Consider the following 3,580-nt stretch of genomic DNA (forward strand, 5'->3'; position numbering starts at 1 on the left):
CCCCCCCCCCCCCCCCCCCCCCCCCCCCCACCCCGCCATCCCACCGACAGCCCGCTTTTGACGTTGACGTTGACGTTGCCTCTGCGGGTGCAGGGCGCAGCCCTGCCGATCAACCCACCGACTGCAGCGGCACCTTCGCCAGAATCCTCGCCCACGGAAACAACGGCCCCGGATCACGCTTGCGCGCCACTCGCAGCGTTGGATCGTCGCTGGCCACTACCTGCTCCAGATCCAGCTGGTCGTGCCCGGCAATCCGCCGCAGCGACGGATAGTGCGCCACCAGCGCCAGCAGCAGGTGTTCCAACGCCACCAGCTGCGCCTCGGTGTACGGCTCGTCCATCGTCTGGTGGCGGCTGTCGAACCAGTGCGGGTAGCGCCCGGTGTTGACCAGCTCGATGCCCAGCGTCTGCGCGTTCATGCCGCGCACATGGTGGGCCACACGATCCGGTGCCACGTACTGCACCACGCGACCGTCGCGATCGATGTAGAAATGGCCGCTGTTGCCGGCGCCACTGTCGTACAGCACGCGCTCGCCGTACTCGCGGGCCATCGCCAGGTCGGGCAGCTCGGTACAGTGGATCACCACCATCTCCAGCGTGGCCGGGTCGCGCAGCGGCAGGCGGTCGTGGTAGGGCAGGGGCTGCACTTGCAGGCCGGGCAGGAGCGGGTTGGGCATCCGGCGATGCTAGCATTGCGGCATGAACCTGCCTTCCCTTTCCTCATCGGCCCGCTCGCGCGGAGCGCGCGCATGAGCCGCGGCCACTGCATCCTGTCGCACGGTTTCGAGAGCGGCCCGGACGCGACCAAGGTCACCGCGCTGGCCGAGGTGGCACAACGCCTGGGCTGGACCCATGAACGCCCCGACTACACCGACCTGGACGCGATGAGCGAGGTCAGCCGGGTGGGCGACGTGCCGACCCGCCTGCGCCGCCTGGTCGAGCGTGCCGCCATTGCCGCCGGGCAGGGGCCGGTGGTGCTGGCCGGCTCCAGCCTCGGTGCCTACATTTCCGCCATCGCCTCGCTGCAGGTGCCGGTGGCCGGCCTGTTCCTGATGGTGCCACCGACCACCATGGGCCCGATGCCGGCGCTGGACGCCGCCGCGGTGCCGACCACGGTGGTGCAGGCCTGGCACGACGAGGTGGTGCCGGCCGCCGGGGTCATCGCCTGGGCGCAGGCGCGTTCGGCGCAGCTGCTGCTGGTCGATGATGGGCACCGCCTTGAGCACCACGTGGAGGCCTCCGCGCAGGCCTTCGAGCGCCTGCTGCGCCAGCTGTGAAGCCCGGGCGCACGGCGCGCCCGCCCGCTTTGACTACAATGGCAGCCCCGCCGCCCCCGGCGCGGGCCTGCCGGCCGTGCCTACGGCCCTCCTTTCCGACTGGCCCGGCCCCTGTGCCGCGCCCGACCACCTGCGAACCGATCCCGTGAAATTCTTCGTCTCCTGCGCCAAGGGCCTGGAATACCTGCTTGCCGATGAACTGTCGGCCCTGGGCCTTGGCAAGGCCACCGCCACCATTGCCGGCGTCAACGCCGACGGCGAACTGGAGCAGGCGCTGCGGATCGTCATGTGGTCGCGCCTGGCCAGCCGCGTGCTGTGGCCGATCGACGAGTTCGAGTGCCCGGACGAGCAGGCCCTGTACGACGGCGTGCGTGCGCTGCCGTGGCACGAGCACATCAAGCCGGAAATGACCCTGGCGGTGGACGCGCACGTGTCCGGTGACAAGATCACCCATGCGCGCTTCGCGGCGCAGCGGATCAAGGACGCCATCGTCGACCGCATGCGTGACGAAGGCCTGGAACGCCCGTCGGTCAACACCGACCTGCCCGACGTGCGCGTGAACCTGTCGCTGCGCAAGGGCCGTGCCTCGCTGTCGATCGACCTGGGCGGCGGCCCGCTGCACCGCCGTGGCTGGCGCGGTGCAGCCCACGAGGCGCCGCTGAAGGAAAACCTGGCTGCCGCGCTGCTGTTGCGCGCTCAGTGGCCGCGCCTGCACGCCGCTGGTGGTGGCCTGCTGGACCCGATGTGCGGTAGCGGCACGCTGCTGATCGAAGGCGCGCTGATGGCCGCCGACGTTGCCCCCGGCCTGATGCGCCACGGCAGCCTGCCGCCGAGCCGCTGGCTGGGCTTCGACAAGGCCGCCTGGAAGGCCATCCAGAGCGAGGCACGTGACCGCGAAGCGGCCGGCCTGGCAGCGTTGAAGCCGGTCATCCACGGCAGCGACATCGACCCGACCGCGATCCAGGCGGCGCGCGAGAATGCCGAAGTAGCGGGCGTCGCCCATGCGATCCGCTTCACCCGCGCCGACGTCGCCGACCTGGCCGCGCCGGAACAGGAGATCGGTGCGGTGGTCTGCAACCCGCCGTACGACGAGCGCCTGGCCGCCGATCCGGCGCTGTACCGCGCGCTGGGCAATGCCCTGCAGAAGGCGGTGCCGCAGTGGCGCGCCAGCCTGCTGTGCGGCAACGATGAACTGGCCTTCGCCACCGGCCTGCGCGCCGGCAAGAAGTACCAGATGTTCAACGGCGCGCTGGAATGCGCGCTGATCGTCTGCGACCCGATCGCCGTGCCGGGCCGCGACCCGGCGCAGCCGCGCGAGCTGAGCGAAGGTGCGCAGATGGTGGCCAACCGCCTGCGCAAGAACCTGAAGAAGTTCAAGAGCTGGCGCGCCCGCGAGGACATCACCTGCTTCCGCGCCTACGATGCCGACCTGCCGGAGTACGCGGCCGCCATCGACGTCTACGAGGAAGACGGTGGCCAGCGCCGCACGTTCCTGCACGTGCAGGAATATGCGGCACCGGCGGCGATTCCGGAAAACGACGTGCGCCGTCGCCGCAACGAGCTGCTGGCGGCCGCGCGTGAAGTATTCGGCGTGCCGCCGGAACAGGTGTCGATGAAGTCGCGCGAGCGTGGCAAGGGCGGCAGCAAGTACGGCCGCTTCGAACAGCGCGACGAGTTCATCGTGGTGCGCGAAAACAACGCGCTGCTGCAGGTGAACCTGTTCGATTACCTCGACACCGGCCTGTTCCTCGACCACCGCCCGCTGCGCCGGATGATGGCCGAGCAGGTGCGCGGCAAGCGCTTCCTCAACCTGTTCTGCTACACCGGCGTGGCCAGCGTGCAGGCGGCCGTGGCCGGTGCCGCCAGCACCACCAGCGTCGACCTGTCGGCCACCTACCTGCAGTGGTGCTACGACAACCTGGCGTTGAACGGGCAGGGCGGCAACCAGCACCTGCTGGTGCAGGCCGACGCGATGGCGTGGCTGGAAGGCGACCGCGGCCAGTACGACGTGATCTTCTGTGACCCGCCGACCTTCTCCAACTCCGCGCGCGCCGACGACTTCGACGTGCAGCGCGAACAGCTGAAGCTGCTGCGCGCAGCGGTGGCACGACTGGCGCCGGGCGGCGTGCTGTATTTCTCCAACAACTTCCGCCGCTTCAAGCTGGAAGAGAACGCCATCGCCGAGTTCGCCCAGTGCCGCGAGATCACCGCGCGCACCATCGGCCCGGATTTCGAGCGCAACGCGCGCATCCACCGCGCGTGGGAATTGAAGCGGTTGGGGTAAGCCCGGTAGTGGGGGGGGGG

At 70.1% G+C, this 3,580-nt stretch carries 3 protein-coding genes; 2 read left to right on the plus strand and 1 reads right to left on the minus strand.

Features of this window, described 5'->3' with window-relative positions; genetic code table 11:
- Positions 1-109: 109 nt before the first annotated feature.
- Positions 110-676, minus strand: a complete 567-nt coding sequence (locus tag QRO93_RS18085; protein ID WP_180878289.1) for an N-acetylmuramoyl-L-alanine amidase — start codon at positions 674-676, stop codon at positions 110-112.
- 72 nt (positions 677-748) lie between these two features.
- Between QRO93_RS18085 and QRO93_RS18090 the strand changes: the two genes are divergently transcribed.
- Both QRO93_RS18090 and rlmKL read left to right on the plus strand, forming a co-directional pair.
- Positions 749-1,276: an alpha/beta hydrolase gene (locus QRO93_RS18090; protein ID WP_006428866.1), complete on the plus strand. Its 528-nt coding sequence runs from the start codon at positions 749-751 to the stop codon at positions 1,274-1,276.
- 145 nt (positions 1,277-1,421) lie between these two features.
- Complete coding sequence (gene rlmKL / locus QRO93_RS18095; protein WP_180878290.1) at positions 1,422-3,560, plus strand: bifunctional 23S rRNA (guanine(2069)-N(7))-methyltransferase RlmK/23S rRNA (guanine(2445)-N(2))-methyltransferase RlmL; 2,139 nt, start codon at positions 1,422-1,424, stop codon at positions 3,558-3,560.
- Positions 3,561-3,580: the final 20 nt, after the last annotated feature.

This window comes from Stenotrophomonas maltophilia group sp. Smal17 (genome assembly GCF_030237045.1).
Lineage (GTDB): Bacteria > Pseudomonadota > Gammaproteobacteria > Xanthomonadales > Xanthomonadaceae > Stenotrophomonas > Stenotrophomonas forensis.

Bases quoted from the DNA above. Each gene is read 5' to 3' on its own strand.
- QRO93_RS18090 (WP_006428866.1), top strand. From the start codon at position 749: ATGAGCCGCGGCCACTGCATCCTGTCGCACGGTTTCGAGAGCGGCCCG.
- QRO93_RS18085 (WP_180878289.1), bottom strand. From the start codon at position 676: ATGCCCAACCCGCTCCTGCCCGGCCTGCAAGTGCAGCCCCTGCCCTAC.